8 protein-coding genes are annotated in these 17,258 nt (G+C 62.8%); 3 read left to right on the top strand and 5 right to left on the bottom strand.

The genetic code is table 11. The annotated features are described in order from the left end of the window. Together C6Y56_RS18310 and C6Y56_RS18315 are read left to right on the top strand one after the other, a co-directional pair. Positions 1-783 carry a HesA/MoeB/ThiF family protein gene (locus C6Y56_RS18310; protein ID WP_169431068.1) on the top strand — a complete coding sequence of 261 codons (783 nt, stop codon included), beginning with the start codon at positions 1-3 and terminating at the stop codon, positions 781-783. Beyond that, on the top strand, positions 773-1,279 hold the full coding sequence (locus tag C6Y56_RS18315; RefSeq protein ID WP_169431069.1) for a GNAT family N-acetyltransferase: 507 nt from the start codon (positions 773-775) through the stop codon (positions 1,277-1,279). The genes C6Y56_RS18310 and C6Y56_RS18315 overlap by 11 nt, the downstream gene beginning before the upstream one ends. Positions 1,280-1,327: 48 nt before the next feature. Here C6Y56_RS18315 and hemB read toward each other — a convergent pair whose 3' ends face one another. Then, positions 1,328-2,302 carry a porphobilinogen synthase gene (gene hemB, locus C6Y56_RS18320; RefSeq protein ID WP_169431070.1) on the bottom strand — a complete coding sequence of 325 codons (975 nt, stop codon included), beginning with the start codon at positions 2,300-2,302 and terminating at the stop codon, positions 1,328-1,330. Between the two features lie 144 nt (positions 2,303-2,446). After that, positions 2,447-3,145 carry a glutathione binding-like protein gene (locus C6Y56_RS18325; RefSeq protein WP_169431071.1) on the bottom strand — a complete coding sequence of 233 codons (699 nt, stop codon included), beginning with the start codon at positions 3,143-3,145 and terminating at the stop codon, positions 2,447-2,449. Positions 3,146-3,439: 294 nt separating this feature from the next. Between C6Y56_RS18325 and C6Y56_RS18330 the strand changes: the two genes are divergently transcribed. Next, the gene (locus C6Y56_RS18330) at positions 3,440-4,114 is read left to right on the top strand and encodes a histidine phosphatase family protein (RefSeq protein ID WP_169431072.1); all 675 of its coding nucleotides are present in this window, start codon (positions 3,440-3,442) and stop codon (positions 4,112-4,114) included. 138 nt (positions 4,115-4,252) lie between these two features. On the opposite strand, the gene mnmH is transcribed toward C6Y56_RS18330, so the two are convergent. From mnmH to C6Y56_RS18345, 3 genes are all read right to left on the bottom strand, one after another. Continuing rightward, positions 4,253-5,356 carry a tRNA 2-selenouridine(34) synthase MnmH gene (gene mnmH, locus C6Y56_RS18335; RefSeq protein ID WP_169431073.1) on the bottom strand — a complete coding sequence of 368 codons (1,104 nt, stop codon included), beginning with the start codon at positions 5,354-5,356 and terminating at the stop codon, positions 4,253-4,255. Then, the gene (selD, locus tag C6Y56_RS18340) at positions 5,356-6,390 is read right to left on the bottom strand and encodes a selenide, water dikinase SelD (RefSeq protein ID WP_169431074.1); all 1,035 of its coding nucleotides are present in this window, start codon (positions 6,388-6,390) and stop codon (positions 5,356-5,358) included. Before selD ends, mnmH begins: the two co-directional genes overlap by 1 nt. A 98-nt stretch (positions 6,391-6,488) precedes the next feature. Then, the gene (locus C6Y56_RS18345; RefSeq protein WP_169431075.1) at positions 6,489-17,009 is read right to left on the bottom strand and encodes an autotransporter-associated beta strand repeat-containing protein; all 10,521 of its coding nucleotides are present in this window, start codon (positions 17,007-17,009) and stop codon (positions 6,489-6,491) included. Positions 17,010-17,258: the final 249 nt, after the last annotated feature.

The raw sequence follows: 17,258 nt of genomic DNA on the forward strand, positions 1-17,258 counted from the left end.
ATGCACTTTGATTTCAAGGATGAGCGATACAATCGTCAGGAGAACATGCCGGAGTGGGGAAAGACCGGTCAACAGAGGGTTTCGCAAGGCTCTGTTGCTGTAATCGGCGCCGGTGGCGTCAAGTCCACGCTGCTGATGGCATTGGTTGCCGGAGGGATCGGAAAAGTCGGGATCGTAGAGTTCGACACGGTCGAGTTATCCAACTTGAATCGTCAGTTGCTGTATCGCACTCCGGACATAGGCAGTACCAAGGGTGTCGCAGCGTTTAGAACGCTGGTCGACCTCAACCCGGATATTGATATCCGGTTATTTGAAGAAAAAATAACGCGACACAATGTCGACCGACTGCTCGATCAATATGAAGTCATTGTCGAAGGCGGCGACTCCCCCGATGGTAGAAACACCATCAATGAATATTGCCTGCGCACAAACAAACCCATGATTCACGCCTCTGCTCAGTTTTCCTATGGTTATGTATTCACCATGATCCCGGAACTGAAAAGTGCCTGTTTCGCTTGTTTATTTCCAACTGACCACTCCCGAAAGGAACATACCGGCCCCGTCCCGGTAAATGTTTTATCAACTTCCATCGCCGGAACCCTGGGTGCAGCCGAAGTGTTCAAATGGTTTCTCGGACACAAAGCCAACATGTACGTTAACCGCAGGCTGACATTCTCATCACTGTTGCTGAGCGGCAAATTTCAAGTTGATGACATCCCTAGAAATCCCCTTTGCAAATGCTGTGCGACCTATTACGAGAAAGAATACCTTCATGCAATTTAGACAACCTCAAACTTCGGATGCAGATGATCTATTGCATTACTTCAACACGCTCGTCCAACAGGATCCGGAACGGGTGGAAAGGCCCGAGGATGTCCGATCGATCGATCATGAAAAGGAAGTTCTCTGGATTGAGTCTTTGTTAGAAAAGGAAAAACAGCAGAATGCCGTGACCCTGTGCATTTTGAAGGACACGGCGATCATCGGTCTGGGCGAGATCGAACGTCGGCCCCGCTGGATCGAGCGCCATGTTGCAGAGATCCGGTTCGGGCTTCTGCCTGATCATCTGGACGAAGGCATTGAATTGGTCAAACAACTCGAAGAACGAGCCCGCGCTATCGGTATCGAACTGCTGTATTACTTCCATTTGGCAACACAGCGTCAGGGCATCGATATTGTCCGCGCTTGTGGCTTTGAGCTCGCTGGCACACTGGGGCATTACTACAAAAAAGCGGATGGCTATGTGGACCGGGTTTTCTATAGCAAGAAAATCATTTGAAAGTATAAGCAATGCCCGGCCATCGCTACCGATGGCCGGGCAACGTCTTCAAATTCCGGCCAAGGCCAGGTCCATCGCAAAGTAGGTGAAGATCAGATCCGCACCGGCGCGTTTGATCGCACCGAGGCTTTCGCGCACCACGCGATCTTCGTCGATAGCCCCGGCCTGGGCGCCGAACTTGATCATCGCGTACTCGCCGCTGACCTGATACGCCGCCAGCGGCAGGTTCGAGGCTTCGCGGATCTCGCGGATGATGTCCAGGTATGCGCCGGCCGGTTTGACCATCAGTGCATCGGCACCTTCCTGTTCGTCGAGCAACGATTCACGCAGGGCTTCGCGGCGGTTCATCGGGTTCATCTGATAGCTTTTGCGATCGCCTTTCAGCGCGCTGCCGCCGGCCTCGCGGAACGGGCCGTAGAGTGCCGAGGCGAATTTGGTCGAGTAGGCCATGATCGGGATTTGCGTGAACCCGGCGTCGTCCAGCGCCCGGCGAATTGCCCGCACCTGGCCGTCCATTGCCGCCGACGGCGCAATCACATCGGCGCCGGCACGGGCCGCCGCCACGGCTTGTTTGCCGAGATTGATCAGGGTCTGGTCGTTGTCGACTTCATGATTGTGCATCACACCGCAATGGCCGTGATCGGTGTATTCGCAGAAGCAAGTATCGGACATTACGATCATGTCCGGCACCGCGTCCTTGGCGATCCGCGACATGCGCGACACCAGCCCGTTTTCGCGCCAGGTGTCGCTGCCGTTGGCGTCCAGGTGATGGGACACGCCGAAGGTCATCACCGACTTGATCCCGGCACGGGCGTAACGCTCGATCTCGCTGGCCAGTTTGCGCTCCGGAATACGCATCACGCCGGGCATGCTCTTGATCGGCACGAAGTCATCGATTTCTTCCTCGACGAAAATCGGCAGCACCAGATCGTTGAGGGAAAACTCGGTTTCCTGGAACAGGCTGCGCAGGCTCGCATTGCGACGCAGACGGCGTGGACGTGCTTCGGGGAACTGACTGGACATGGGGCCTTTCCTGAAAAACGGGCAGATGAGACGAAAGTCGTAGGGGGCGAAGCTTATGCCTTGCGGGGGATGAGGTACAAACCTGGATCAATCAAGAGTGCATTACCGGGGACGCAACAATCTGCGCACCCGGCAGACACAGGGTCAGGAAGGAATGGTCAGACCACGCACCACCGCCGGTCGCGCCAGAAAACGCTCCAGCACCCGGGTAACGTTCGGGAAGTCCTTGATGCCCACCAGATCGCCCGCCTCATAGAAACCGATCAGGTTGCGCACCCACGGGAACGTGGCGATGTCGGCGATGGTGTAGCGCTCGCCCATGATCCAGTCGCGTCCCTGGAGGCGGCCGTCGAGGACTTTGAGCAGGCGTTTGCTTTCGTCGACGTAACGGTTACGGGGACGTTTGTCTTCGTAATCCTTGCCGGCGAATTTGTTGAAGAAACCGAGCTGGCCGAACATCGGGCCGATGCCGCCCATCTGGAACATCAGCCACTGAATGGTTTCGTAGCGCAGTGCGCCTTCCTGGGCCAGCAACTGACCGCTTTTGTCGGCGAGGTAAATCAGGATTGCGCCGGACTCGAACAAGGGCAGCGGTTTGTCCTCGGGGCCATGGGGGTCGAGGATCGCCGGGATCTTGTTGTTCGGGTTCAGCGACAGGAATTCCGGGGACATCTGGTCATTAATGTCGAACCCCACACGGTGCGGCTCGTAGGGCAGACCGATCTCTTCGAGCATGATCGAGACCTTGACGCCGTTGGGGGTCGGCAGGGAATAGAGCTGAATCCAGTCGGGGTACTGCGCCGGCCACTTCTGGGTGATCGGGAACGCGGACAGATCGGTCATGGGTAGCATCCAGTCACAAAATGAAAGCCCCGAGCATAATCCACGTTTTCCGCGCTGGCTCGGGTTCTTTTTGTCCTGGCAGCCGGACTTACTTAAATCCGCAACATCCTGTCGCTAACCTGCCTCCAGCCATCCGGCGACGCCTTTAAGGTGTGCCCCGCCAGGCGGATCGAACCAAAGGCCTTCCGAGGGCTCCAAGGAAACCATTCAAGACAGGGAAAACACCCGGCCCCGACTGCCTGCGGTGCAGAGGTTTGTCAGCCTTAACCGAACAGACTGAAGACGCCTCATTTGATGACGAACCTGATGAAAGTCGCCAAACGCTTCAAACATCGCGCCTATGTGGCCCTGCCCTCGCTGCTGGCGATGAGCGCACTGTTCCTGTCCCTTGAGTCCAGCGAAAGCCGCGCGCAACCGGTGGATGGCACCCAGACCCTGATCTTCCTGCGCCACGGTGAAAAACCCGACGGCGGCCTCGGCCAGCTCAACTGCCAGGGCCTGAACCGGGCCATCGAGCTGTCGACCCTGCTACCGGAAAAATTCGGCAAGGCCGACTACGTATTCGCCGCCAACCCCACGCGCAATGTCGAGGAAGGCGAGCTGGACAATTCCTACAGCTACATCCGCCCCCTGATGACCATCAGCCCCGCCGCCATCAAACTCGGCCTGCCGGTGAACATCGAGTTTTCGGCCAACGACACCAACGACCTGGCCCGGGAGCTGACCGCCGACAAATATCACAACTCGACCATCTACACCGCGTGGTCCCACGGCTATCTGCCCGAGCTGATCAACAAGGTCGCGGGCAAGGCCGTGGGCGAGAAACAGACCATCACCGAAGACTGGGCATCCGGCGACTATGACTCGCTGTACGTGCTGACCCTCACCTGGCACAACGGCAAGGCCAGCCTGCAGAGCCACAGCTACAAGCAGGGGCTGGATAACGGCAAGGTCACTTGCCCGACCTGAGTTTTGCGCTGCCAGCCTTAACCTTTTCGCGAGCAAGCCCGCTCCCACATTCAAGCTTGCGCCGAACTCAAATGACGGGTTCAGCGGATTTCCAGTGTGGGAGCGGGCTTGCCCGCGAAGAGGCCGCTGAATAGCGCATCAAGCCTTCTGATTCACGCGATCGTGCAGATATTCAATGACTGCTTTCTGCTCGCCCGCAAACTCGATTCGCGCCCCCTTCTTCTCGCGCTGAAACACATACATCGGGTCGTAATACTCGCGCAGCAACCCTTCGATCCAGCCCCGGTGCAAATCCACCGAGCCGCTGCGCCCCTGCTCGGCCAGTGCGTCCTCCATCAACAGCAGCATCCGTCGATGGCGTTCACCGCCCAAGCGTTTCTGCACATTGTTCAGGCTTTCGAGCAAGCGTTCAGAGAACAGCGCAAAACCCTGCTCGCCATGCACCGTCGAAAACTCGGCCGACAGGTCCACCACGTAATCACGCAGGATGCGCTGCACACGGTCCTCGAAGCGGTCCTCCAGCCAGACCATCGGGTAATGCTGCATGCCCTGATACAACGGCAGCGGCAACGCGCAACTGCCCACCACCCGGCTCTCGTCTTCGAGCACAAACTGGCCGATACCGGCGTCACGCTTCTTGAGGATGTCGATGGCCAGTCGGTTCTCGAAATCGATGTTCGACGGTTGCCCGGTGGCGCGCTTGCCGAAACTGGAACCGCGATGATTGGCGTGCCCCTCAAGATCCAGACCATTATCCAGCTGTACCAGCAGTTCGGTCTTGCCGGTGCCGGTCATGCCGCCCAGCAGCACAAAATCACATTGGGTCACCGCTTGTTCGAGGGTGTCGATCAGGAAGTTGCGCAGTGCCTTGTAGCCGCCGCCGACTCGCGGATAGTCGATCCCGGCCTCGCTCTTGAGCCACTGCTGGGTGATCTGCGAGCGCAGGCCACCACGAAAGCAATAGAGATAGCCGTCGGGATGGGCCCGGGCGAATTCAGCCCAGGCCTCGATGCGTTCGGCCTTCACCGCGCCGGACACCAGACGGTGGCCCAGTTCGATGGCCGCCTGCTGACCATGCTGTTTGTAGCAGGTGCCGACCTTTTGCCGCTCCAGGTCATTCATCAGCGGCAGATTGACTGCCCCGGGGAACGCCCCCTTGTGAAACTCCACCGGCGCGCGGGCATCCATCAGCGGCCGGTCGTTGAGGAAAATGTCGCGGTAATCGGTGCAGTCGCGGAGCATCAAATCACCTCGACTGCGTGGGTCTGTCGCTCGACCAGTTCACCGATCGGCTCCAGATTCAGGCCCAGCTCTGCGGCCACGGCGAGGAATTCGGCGTTGCCGTCCGGGGTTACGGCCAACAGCAGGCCGCCGCTGGTCTGCGGATCGCACAGCACGCGCTTGTGCAGTTCCTGCACGCGTCCGAGCTTGCTTGAATAACTGTCGAAATTGCGCAAGGTGCCGCCGGGTACGCAGCCTTGTTCGAGGTAATACTCGACGCTGTCCAGACGCGGCACGCGGTCATAGGCGATACGCGCGGTGAGGTGGCTGCCATCGGCCATTTCCACCAGATGCCCGAGCAGGCCGAAACCGGTGACGTCGGTCATCGCAGTGACGCCGGCCAGTTTGCCGAAGCGGCTGCCGGGTTTGTTCAGCGTGCACATCCAGTCCCGGGCCACGCCGATGTCGGCGTTACGCAACTTGCCCTTCTTTTCTGCGGTGGTGAGGATGCCGATACCCAGCGGTTTGGTCAGGTACAGCAGGCAACCGGCGGTGGCGGTGTCGTTGCGCTTCATGAAGCGCTTTTCGACCAGGCCGGTGACGGCGAGGCCGAAAATCGGCTCCGGCGCATCGATCGAATGGCCACCGGCCAATGGAATACCCGCCGCGTCGCACACTGCGCGACCACCGCGAATCACTTCCCGCGCCACTTCCGGCGCCAGCACGTTCACCGGCCAGCCAAGAATGGCAATGGCCATCAACGGGTCACCGCCCATGGCGTAGATATCACTGATCGCGTTAGTCGCGGCGATTCGGCCGAAGTCGAACGGGTCGTCGACAATCGGCATGAAAAAATCGGTGGTCGACACCACACCGCGCTCGGCATCGATTTCATACACCGCCGCGTCATCGCGCGAGGCGTTGCCGACCCACAGTTTCGGGTCGAGGTTCTGTGCGCCGCTGCCGGCAAGGATCACTTCCAGCACCTGCGGCGAAATCTTGCAGCCGCAACCGGCACCGTGGCTGTATTGGGTCAGACGGATGGGTTCGCTCATGGGGCAACCTCTGGCAGGGAATGGGGCGGATTCTAGCAGAGGCGATTGTCGAGCAAAAAAAACCGCCCTTGCGGGCGGCTAAAGTGCTTCGACCATGATCAGAAGCTTTGGCTGAAGCTGATGGTCATCGCGCTGTCGTTGTTGTCGCTGGACACCTGGCCCGAATAGCCGATCCCGAGCTTGCCGGTCGGGCTGATCTGGAAGTCCACGCCGGCTTCGAGCAGCGCACTGTCCTTGGCAATCGGCACGCCTTGGGTGCTGAACGACGCGCCACCGTCGATGAAGGTCAGGTCGGCGTCAGGCTTGGTGTCGCCGTAGGCATGCCGCCAGCCGATCGCTGCCCGTGGGGTGAGTTGGCTGCCATTGGCCAGGGTCACCAACTTGCCGATGCGCACACCGAGGGTCGAGTAGGTGATGTCCTGATCGGCATCGCCCTTCAGGCGCCCCACTCCGCCTTTTTCCTTGGCGGTGTCGCTGTCGTAGTTGACGTAGGCCAGGCCGGCGAAGGGTTCGATGGCCACGCCTGCTGCATTGATCGCATAACCCACTTCACCGAACACCTGGGCACTGCGGGCATCGTAATCAGCCTTCAGGCGGTCGTTGTAGCTGCCGACGCTGACGTCGCGCTTGGTCTCGATGCTGTGCCAGCTGTAGGCCGCACCGAGGCGCACGGCCAGGGCATCGAACTGCGAGCTCAGGTAGGCCGCCAGGTGGTAGCTGTCGACTTTGGCATCGGAGTTGCGGTCATGCGCGTTGAGGTTGCTGCGGGTGTAGCCCGCCGCCATCCCGGCGCGCCATTGATCGTCGAGTTGCTTGTCGGTGCCGAGCATGAAACCGCCGAGGCTGCGATCGACTTTCGCCGTGTTGCTGTCGCCGCCCATGTCACCCCAGGCACCGATGGCGCGGGCCCAGCCGACCATTTCACCGTGACAGCCGTTGCTGCTCAGTTGCGTGTCGCTCGGCGCCAGCGTGCGACGCGGATCATCCGCAGCACCGCAGGTAGGTTGACGCATACGGTCATTGACCGCTTCGCGCACAAAGCGTGAATCCTCCAGAACCGCGCTGGCGGTGCTGGCGTGGATTTCCCCGGACAGGTTGTCGAAGGCCTGCCGCGCACCCGCCACACTGAGGTTGACGATTTCGTTCTGCAGTGCCGCGCCCGCCGGGCCGTTGCGCGTCAACGCCGAGGCGGTGCTGCGCTGGTTACCGGTGGCGGCGACGTCGGTGAACGAGTTGCCGTTGCGACTGACCAGCAGGTTTACCGCATCAGGGCTGTACACCAGCGTTGAGGAGAGGAACGCGTACTGCGGCAGATCGGCCGCGCTGAAGGTGCCAGTCACTCCACCGCCGGCAGTGATCAGCGAATACACGGTGTTGCCGGTGAACGGCGCCAGGCTGTTCACTTGCAGGCCACCGCTCAGGTTGGCTGTACCACCGACGGTCAGTGGCGTAGCGGTCGGCGAACTGACGGTCAGAGCCAACACGCCATCGGCGGCGTTGGTCAGGTTGCCGGCCACGCTCAGGTTTCCGTCACCACCACCGGAGGCCACTACCCCGTGGTTGACCACCGAACCGACGCTGCCGTTACCGCTCAAACCGGCGCCGTTGGCCACGGTCACTTGCCCGCCCAGAGAAGCCCGCGCCGCACGGCTGCCGACCTGCAGCACGCCTTGATCCACCGAAACAGTGCCACTGAACGGCTGATCACCGGTCAACAGCAAGGTTCCGCTACCGCGTTTGGCCAGCGCACCGGTACCGCTGAGGCGACCGTTGAACCTGCCATCGGCATTCTGCTGGAACACCAGCGCCGCGTTGTCGAGGATGTTGCCTTGCAGGCTGGTGCTGTTACCGATCAGCGTACCGCCGCTGACGGTGGTGCCACCGCTGTAGGTGTTGGCACCAGTGAGAATCAACGTGCCGGCGTCGAGTTTCTCGATACCACCAGCGCCGATCAACGGCACATCGATTTGCGCGCTGGCACCGGCATTGACGCGGATCGGCGCCGGTGTACCGCCCGCGCCATTGACCGGCGTCAGCGTGTCGCCGGCATCCGGCACCAGGCTGTAGCCGTTGACGAGGAACTGCAGCCCGGTGAAGTTCTGATTGCCTTGCACGGTGACCGTACCGCCCTGCCCGCCGAACACCGCGAACTGTCCACTGGAGCCTTGCGCCTGAGTGCCGGTCGCGTCGGTCCAGTTGGTGCCGGGTCCCCATACGCCGCTGCCACCACCGATGCTGCCATCCGGATTGGTTTTGCCACCGTTCCAGAACTGCACCTCACCCGGCGTACCCTGCACCAGCAGATTGATCTGATTGGCCAAGGCGGTTTGCAGGGTCAGGTTTGACGCTGAAACCGGCAGGCTGCCGAAGACCAGGCCGTTGTTGGTCAGGCTGCCGCCGTAGGTAAACAGCTGGTAGACACCGGTGCCGAAGCCGCCGGCATTGCTGATGTTCAACGTACCGTCGAGGGTCAGGTTGCCGGCGACGTTGACCACGGTGGTGGAGCTGGCGGCCGAGCCAAGGCTGAAATCCAGGTTGGTCCCCGACGACAACGCCAGCGAACCGACGGACAACGGCGTTGCAATGCCGCCGCCGGTCAGCGTCGCACCGTTGGCCAGTTGCACGGTGCCGGCGATCACGCCGCTGCCGCCGATGGCCGCCCCGCTGGCAACGTTGACGTTGGCACTGTTGAGCACACCGTTGACGTTCAGCGCACCAGCCTGCACCGCGGTGTTGCCGGTGAAGGTGTTGTTGCCGGTCAGCAGCAAGGCGCCGGCGCCGGTTTTGTTGAGGGTGCCGGCGCCCGTCAGATTGCCGGTGTAGCTGCCATCGCTGTTCTGCTCGAAGGTCAGCGCCGCGTTGTTGACGATGGCGCCCTGCAGGCTGCTGGTGTCGCCACGGGTGTTGCCGCCGTTCAACGTGGTGCCGCCGCTGTAGGTGTTGGCGCCGCTGAGCAGCAGGTCGCCACTGCCGTTTTTCACCAGACTGCCGCTGCCGGTGATCGCACCGATCAGCGTGGTGTTCTGGTTGCCGGCCAAGGTCAGTTGCGCCCCCAGGTTGATGGTGTTGGCCAGTTGCAGCGCAGAGGTGCTGTCGAGCGTTCCGTTACCCGACACATTCAGCGCGCCGCTGCTGATCGCACTGTTGTTGCCCAGGATCAGCGAGCCGCCGGACAGTTGAGTACCGCCGCTGTAAGTGTTGCTGCCATTGAGGGTCAGGCTCGATGCGCCGGTCTTGATCAGACTGCCGCTGCCGCTGACCACCCCACCGAGAGTCAATGCATTGGAGCCGGCGACGGTGAGTCCGCCGTCGAGCACCACCGCGTTGGCCAGGCTGACGGCGGTGTTGCTGTCCAGCGCGGTGCCGTTGGCAGCGGTCAACACGCCAGTGCCGAGGGCGGCGTTGTTGCCGACCACAATCTTGCCGCCATTGAGTGCGGTGCCACCGGTGTAGCCGTTGGCGGCGTTGAGCACCAGGGTGCCGGTGTCGTATTTGCCCAGTGTGCCGGCACCGTTGAGCGCCACGCCCACGGTCGCGGTGACGTTCGGATCGACCCGCACGGTGGCATTGCCCAGCGATCCGTTGACCAGATTCAGCGAACCGGCCGTGCCGTTCTGCAGGCTGTAGCCATCGGTGACGAACTGCATGCCGGTGAGGGTTTGCGCGCCGTTCACCGTGACGGTGCCCGCTGTGCCCTGGAACACCGCGAAGTTGTTGGTCCAGGCCTGATTGGTGGTGCCGTTGACGTCGGTCCAGTTGGTGGTGCCGGTGCCCCAGGTGCCGCTGCCGCCATCGACCGAACCGTTGGCGACCAGTTGGTTGCCGTCCCAGAACTGCACGGTGACGCCCGGTGCGGTGACCAGCAGGTTAATCTGGTTGGCCAGCGCGGTTTGCAGGGTCAGGTCGCCCGGCGTGACGCTGCCCGGCACGGTGCCGATCAGCATGCCGTTGTCGGTCAGGCCACCGGTGTAGTTGATCAACCGGTACACGCCGCTGCCGAAACCGCCGATGTCGCTGACGTTGAGGGTACCGTCCAGGGTCAGGTTGCCGCCGACGTTGACCAGCGCGTTGCCGCCACCGGAGACCGGTGTGCCGAGGCCGACATCGAAGTTGGCGTTGGCGTTGAACACCAGCGAATTCACCGAAAGCGTGCTGCCGGTGGCGCCCGCCAGATGACCGCCGTCCGCCACGGTCACGGCCCCGCCGAGCGAGCCGCCGCCGGTCAGGGTGCCGCCGCTGTTGACCAGCACACTGGCACTGTCCAGCGAGCCGCTGACGTTCAAGGTCCCGGCGTTGACCGTGGTGTTACCGGTCAGGCTGTTGAGGCCGGTCAGGGTCAGCGTGCCGGTGCCGAGTTTGCTCAACTCGCCGGTGCCGGTGAGCACACCACCGAAAATGCTGCTGGCGTTGTTGCCGCCGATGCTCAGTGTGTTTCCGCCACCGATCAGTGCGGTACCGCTGCCGGTCAGGCTGGCGAGGCTGCCCGAACCGCCGAGGTTCAGCGTCGCGGCATTGCCGAGATTGACCCCGGCGTTGCTGCCCAGCGCCGAGTTGCCCAGGGTGGTCAGGCTGCCGGACTGCACGTCGAATGTGCCGCTGAAGCTGTTGTTGCCGGACAGCGTCAGGTCGGCCAGACCGTTCTTGGTCAAGGTGCCCGCCCCCGCAATCACGCCGCCCAACGTCAGGTTGTTGTTGCCGGCCACGCTCAGGTTGGCATTGACGTTGATGTTGTTGGCCAGCACCAGTGGCGCCGTGGTGTCGAGGGTCGAAGCGCCCGCCACGGTCACCGCGCCGGAGCCCAGGCCCGACGAGGTGCCGAGGGTCACGGTACCGGCGTTCAGCGTGGTGCCGCCGCTGTAGGTGTTGATGCCGTTGAGGGTCAGGTTGGACGCGCCGTTCTTGATCAGACCGCCGGTGCCGCTGACCACGCCGCCGAGCGCTACGTCGCTGCTGCCGGTGTTGGTCAGATTGGCGTTGAGCACTACGTTGTTGCCGAGCGACGCCGACGTGTTGCTGTCCAGCGAGGACGCACCGGCCACGGTCAGGTTGCCCAGGCCCAGAGCGCCGTTGCTGCCGGCGGTCAGGGTGCCGGCATTGAGGGTAACGCCGCCGAGGAAGTTGTTGGCACCGCTCAGGATCAGGTTGGCCGCGCCGTTTTTGGTCAGGCTGCCGGCGCCATTGATGGCCCCGCTCAGCGTCAGATCGTTGCTGCCGACGATGCCGAGGTTGCCCGCCAGATTGATTGCATTCCCCGCCGTGAAAGCACCGCTGGCATCCAGGGTGGTGCCGTTCGCCGCGTTCAGGGTGGCCGAACCCAGCGCGCTGTTCGACGCCAGAACCAGTCCGCCCGCATTCAACGCCACTGGCCCGAGGAAGGCGTTGTTGCCGCCGAGGGTCAGGCTGGCCGAGCCGTTCTTGATCAAGCCGCCAGTGCCGGAAATGACACCGTTGAGGGTCAGCGCATTGCTGCCGAGCACGGTGAGGTTGCCATTCAGCGTGGCCGCGTTGGCCAGGGTCACGGCGGTGTTGCTGTCCAGTTGCGTGCCGGCGTTGGCGATCAACGCGCCAGTGCCCAGTGCGGTGTTGCTGCCGACCACCAGGGTGCCGCCGTCCAGTTGTGTGCCACCGGTGTAGCTGTTGGCGCCGTTGAGCACCAGGGTGCCGGCGTCGAGTTTGTTGAGGATACCGCTGCCGTCGATGTTCACCCCGACCGTGGCGGTCACGCCCGGATCGACCCGCATCGCGGTGGTGCCGCCTGTGCCGTTGACCGCGGTCAACAGCCCCGAGGAACCATTCACCACGTTGTAGCCATCGGTGAGGAACTGCATCCCGGTGAACAGTTGCGTGCCGTTGACCGAAACGGTACCGGCCGTACCCTGGAACACAGCGAAGTCGCCGGCCCAGGTCTGGTTCAACGTGCCGTTGGAATTGGTCCAGTTGGTCCCCCCGGCATTCCAGGTGCCGCTGCCGCCATCCACTGTGCCGTTGGGGATCGTCTGGCTGCCGTCCCAGAAGCGCAGGTTGGTGTTCGGCGCCGACACGACCAGATTCACCTGATTACCCAGGGTCTGCACCAGGATGTCGCCGAGGCCGTAACCCACCGGTACACCGGCCACGGTCAGGCCGTTGTCGGTCAGTGCGCCGATGTAGTTGAACAAGCGATAGACACCGACACCGAAACCGCCGGCATCGGTGACGTTGAGATTGCCGTCCAGGGTCAGGTTGCCGCCGATGTTCATCAGCGACGTGGTCGATGGCGTGGCGAGGCTCGCGTCAACATTGCTGTTAGCGGTGAGAATCAGTGACGAGGCGGACAAGGTATTGCCCGAGGACAACGCCAGATGACCGCCGCTGTTGACGGTGATGACGCCCAGCGCCGAACCGGTGCCCGTGAGGGTCGCGCCGTTGTTGATGTTGAGCTGGGTGCTGGCCAGCGATCCGGTGAGATTCAACGTACCGGCGTTGACGTTGGTGTTGCCGGTGAGGCCGCTGCTGCCGGTCAGATTCAGCGTGCCGGTACCGACTTTGGTCAGCGCACCGCTGCCACCGAGGTCGCCGTCGAACGTGCTGGTGCTGCTCACGCCACCCACCGTCAGGGTGTTGCCACCAGCGATCTGCACACTGCCGCTGCCGCTCAGCCCGTTGAGGCTGGTGCTGCTGTTGAGATAGAGATTGGCACCGGCGCTGATATTGGCGCCGGAGGTGTTGCCGAGTGCCCCGCTGCTCACGGTGGTGACGCTGCCGGAGGCGATGTTCAGTGCACCGGTGAAGGTGTTGTTGCCGCTGAGCGTCAGGTCGCCAAAGCCGTCCTTGGTCAGGCTACCTGCACCATCGATCACACCGCTGAGGTTCAGGGTGTTGCTGCCGGCCAGGGTCAGGCCGGCGTTGAGGGTGATGTTGTTGCCGACGCTCATGCCGGTGCTGGTGTCCAGCGTCGACGCACCACCGACGGTCAGACCGCCACTGCCCAAGGCAGCGGCCGAGCCCAGTGTCAGCGTACCGGCATTGAGAGTGGTGCCGCCGCTGTAGGTGTTGGTGCCGTTGACGGTCAGGTTGGCCGCGCCGTTCTTGATCAACTGGCCTGCGCCGCTGACCACGCCACCGAGGGTCAGGTCCTGGGTACCGCCGACGCTCAGCGCCGCATTGAGCACCACCGCGTTGGCCAGGCTGACCAGCGGCGAACTGCTGTCGAGCGTTGCCGCACCGCCGACGGTCAAGGCACCGGTGCCCAGTGCGGAGCTGTTGCCGACGGTCACTGTACCGGCGTTTAGCGTGGTGCCACCGACGTAGGTGTTGGTGCCGTTGAGGTTCAGATTTTCCGCGCCGTTTTTCACCAGGCTGCCGGCTCCGGCGACGGTCCCGGTGAGGGTCAGATCCGCGCTGCCGCCGATGTTCATCGCACCGGCCAGGTTGACCTGGTTGCCCAGGGTTACGGCGGTGTTGGTGTCCAGCGTGGTGCCAGCCGCTGCGTTCAATGCGCCGCTGCCGATCGCGGTGTTGCTGCCGACAATCAACTTGCCGACGTTGAGTGCGGTGTTGCCGAAGTAGGTATTGGCGCCGTTGAGGATCAGGTCGGCCGGGCCGCTCTTGATCAGGCCGCCAACCCCGGCAACCACGCCGGTAAGGGTCAGCGCGTTGCTGCCACCGACCGTCACGTTGCCGCCGAGGTTGACGTTGTTGGCGAGGCTGGTCGCGGTGCCGGCATCCAGCGTGGTGCCGTTGGCGGCGTTGAGTACGCCGCTGCCGAGGGCGGTGTTGGAGCCGACGATCAGCGTCCCGGCGTTTAGCGATGTAGCGCCGCTGTAGGTGTTGTTACCGTTGAGAGTCAGGGTCGAGGCGCCTGTCTTGATCAGGCTGCTACCACCGCTGATCACTCCACCGAGGGTTAGCGGGTTGGCGCCGCCGGCAGTAAGGTTGGCGTTCAGCGCAATCGCGTTGTTCAGTGTCACGTTGGCGCTACTGTTGAGCGTTGCGCCCGCCCCGCCTACGGTCAGCGTGCCGGTGCCGAGTGCCGCGCCGTTGCCGACGGTCAGGCTGCCGTCGTTGAGCGCGGTGCCGCCGGTGAAGGTGTTGGCGCCGTTGAGGGTCAGGTTGGCCGTGCCGTTCTTGATCAACTGACTGGCGCCGCTGAGCACGCCACCCAGAATCATGCCGTTGCTGCCGCCGATGGCCAGGTTGCCGTTGAGTGCAACGTTGTTGTTCAGGATGACCGAGGTGTTGCTGTCGAGAGTCGCGGCATTGGCGACGGTCAGGTCGCCGCTGCCCAGCGCGGCGGCATTGCCGACGGTCAGGGTGCCGGCGTTCAGGGTGGTGCCACCGCTGAAGGTGTTGGCGCCGTTGAGAATCAGGTTCGCCACGCCGTTCTTGGTCAACCCGCCGCTGCCGCTGACCACACCGCCAAGGGTCAGGTTGGCATTGCCGGCGATGTTCAGATTGCCGCCGAGGGCGACGGCGTTGCTCAGCGCCACGCTGGTGCTGGCGTCGAGGGTGGTGCCCGCTGCCGTGGTCAGTGCGCCGGTACCGAGCGCAGTGTTGGAGCCGACGATCAGCGTCCCGTTGTTCAGCGCGGTGCCGCCGGAGAAGGTGTTGTTGCCGCTGAGGGTCAGGTTCGCGGTGCCGTTCTTGATCAGGTTGCCGGCGCCACTGATGACGCCACTCAAGCCCAGCGCCTGAGTACCGCCGATGGTCAGCCCGCCCGCCAGCGCCACGGCGTTGGCCAAAGTCACCGCCGTGGTCGCATCCAGCGTGGTGCCGGCCGCCGCATTCAGTGCGCCCGTGCCGAGGGCGGTGTTGCTGCCGACGAGCAAACTGCCGCCGTTGAGCGCGGTGGCGCCGCTGTTGGTGTTGTTGCCGGTCAGGGTCAGGCTGGCGCTGCCGCTCTTGGTGATCGCCCCGGTGCCGGACACGACGCCGGCCAGGGTCAGGGCATTGCTGCCGAGCACGTTCAACGTACCGGTGATACCGACGTTGTTGGCCAGGGTCACGTTGCCGGTGCTGTCGAGGCTGGTGCCGTTGCTGGTGTTGAGTACACCGGTGCCCAAGGCGTTGTTGTTGCCGACGCGCAAGGTGCCGGCACTGAGGCTGGTGGTCCCGGTGTAGGTGTTGATGCCGTTGAGGGTCAGGCTGCCGCTGCCGGTTTTGGTCAGGTTGCTGGCGCCGCTGATCACCCCGCCCAGAGTCAGCGCACCGGTGCCGGTCGCGGTCAGGGTGCTGTTGAGCGTGATCGCGTTGGCCAGCGAAATCGGCGTCGTTGCCGAGATGCTCGAAGCGCCGCCGACCGTAATGCCGCCAGTGCTGAATGCCGAGTTGTTACCCACAAGCACTGTGCCGCCGTTGAGCACGGTGTTGCCGGTGTAAGTGTTGATGCCGTTGAGGTTGAGCTGACCGCTGCCAATCTTGGTCAAGCCGCCAGTACCGGAAATCACGCCGTTCAGGGTCGTGCCGTTGATGCCCTGCAGGGTCAGGCCACCGGCGCCTAGATTGATCTGGTTGGCCAGCGACAAACCGGCATTGCTCGGCTGCAGGATCCCGCCGTTGGACGTCAGCACGCCACTGCCGAATGCCGCGTTGTCGTTGAACTGCGCGACACCGCCATTGAGCGTGGTCGCACCACTGACCAACGGCCCTTGCAAGGTCCAGGTGCCGCTGTTGAGGGTCAGGTTGTTGAAGTTGACGTACGTCGCGCTGGACGCCGTGCCGGTCCCGGTGGTGCCGCCGCCGAGGCCGATCGGGTTTTGCAGGATCAGCGTGTTGGTACCGGCCGCGCCGCCATCGATCGTCCCGGTCGGAGCGAAGGTCAGGTTGATGCCGATCAGGCCACCGAGGCCGACGGACACTTGCACACCGTCGCCGACGTTAACGCTGGAACCTGTGATCGCGTAGAAGGTGTTGGTACTGCCCGCCCCCATCGACACGCCGCCAGTGATGTTACCGGCGTTGGTGAAGGTGTTGCCCGCCACCGACGTCTCGAACGCGATCCGGCCGTTGATCGTGCCGCTGGCACTGTTGGTCATGTTGACTTGCGAACCGCCATACACCCCGACCACTGGCGTATCGGCCAGGGTGATGCCGCCGACCGACAGCCCGGTCGAGGTAATCGTGCCGTCGTTGGTGATGGTCGTAGTGCCCGACACGGAGTTGTTCACGCCAATCCCCAGACCGTCGATGCTGGTCAGGTTGAGGCCGAGCAACATGCCGGTGCCGCGAATGATCCCGGTGGTGTTGTTGACGATGCTTACCGTGCTGGTCGCGCCGGTGCCGATGAACGCACCGCCACTGAGGATAGAAACCAGGCCCAGCAAGGCAGGATCGAGGGTGCCGGAGTTGTTCAGGTTGATGTTGGCCCCGGTCAGGTTGATCACCTTGCCGCCCAGGGTCGCGTTCATCTGCGCCCCGGAGCTGACGTTGACCGTCAGCCCGCTGGTCGCACTGCTGTAGTCGTTGAGAAACAGCGGCAGCGTCGGAACACCCGAACAGGTAATCGTGGAGCCTGCCGCCGAGCAGGTGGCGAACGCCTGCTCGCTGACACCACCGAACAGTAGCCCGGCGACACTCAGATGCACGGCAAGGGACAGTGGGGAAAAGCGCGAAACGAGGGCGACACCAAACCTTGATTCCACGGGCTACTCCTTTCGTGGCCGATTTCGTCCTTGAAGGCGTGCAACGGCGGCGAGATACCGCACACGTATCAAGCGTATGACGGTCATCAGATAAACCGTCTATTCCAGACACACGCTAGTTGATGCCCTGCGATGGGGCACCGGTTAAATAGTGTTAATACTTTTGTGCGATAAGGCCCTGCTTGGATACTTCCAGCCGTTCTGAGCAAGGGGTTGGGGGCTTTTTCAGGCGCCAGACAGAGGGATCTT

The sequence above is a fragment of the Pseudomonas fluorescens genome (genome assembly GCF_012974785.1).
GTDB classification, from domain to species: domain Bacteria; phylum Pseudomonadota; class Gammaproteobacteria; order Pseudomonadales; family Pseudomonadaceae; genus Aquipseudomonas; species Aquipseudomonas fluorescens_BT.

Coding starts and splice junctions, on each gene's coding strand:
- C6Y56_RS18310 (WP_169431068.1), top strand. CDS start 1: ATGCACTTTGATTTCAAGGATGAGCGATACAATCGTCAGGAGAACATG.
- C6Y56_RS18315 (WP_169431069.1), top strand. CDS start 773: ATGCAATTTAGACAACCTCAAACTTCGGATGCAGATGATCTATTGCAT.
- hemB (WP_169431070.1), bottom strand. CDS start 2,302: ATGTCCAGTCAGTTCCCCGAAGCACGTCCACGCCGTCTGCGTCGCAAT.
- C6Y56_RS18325 (WP_169431071.1), bottom strand. CDS start 3,145: ATGACCGATCTGTCCGCGTTCCCGATCACCCAGAAGTGGCCGGCGCAG.
- C6Y56_RS18330 (WP_169431072.1), top strand. CDS start 3,440: ATGACGAACCTGATGAAAGTCGCCAAACGCTTCAAACATCGCGCCTAT.
- mnmH (WP_169431073.1), bottom strand. CDS start 5,356: ATGCTCCGCGACTGCACCGATTACCGCGACATTTTCCTCAACGACCGG.
- selD (WP_169431074.1), bottom strand. CDS start 6,390: ATGAGCGAACCCATCCGTCTGACCCAATACAGCCACGGTGCCGGTTGC.